1 protein-coding gene is annotated in these 326 nt (G+C 68.1%); it reads left to right on the top strand.

The features are described 5' to 3' along the window. The coding region (locus R0J88_RS19280; RefSeq protein ID WP_410900772.1) for an NAD(P)-dependent oxidoreductase at positions 1 to 326 on the top strand (326 nt) is incomplete at both ends.

Consider the following 326-nt stretch of genomic DNA (forward strand, 5'->3'; position numbering starts at 1 on the left):
GCTCGCCGATCATCGGCACCGACCATGCCGATCTCGAATGGCTCGCGGCCAACGATATCCACTTCACCAACGCGCCGGGCTGCAATGCCGACTCGGTGGTGGATTACGTGCTGTCGTCGCTGTGGCATCTGGCCGAGCAGGAAGGGCTGGACCTGCAGCTGGACCGCCGCTTCGGCGTGGTCGGGGCCGGTCAGGTCGGGTCACGGCTGGTCAAGCGTCTCGAGTCGCTGGGTGCCGAGGTGCTGGTCTGTGACCCGCCGCGCGCCGCGCTTGAGGGCCAGAGCGATGAGCGCCCCGAGAAGTCCCGCTTCGTGGACCTCGACGAG

Source organism: Pseudoalteromonas sp. SIMBA_162 (assembly GCF_046535955.1).
GTDB classification, from domain to species: domain Bacteria; phylum Pseudomonadota; class Gammaproteobacteria; order Enterobacterales; family Alteromonadaceae; genus Pseudoalteromonas; species Pseudoalteromonas marina.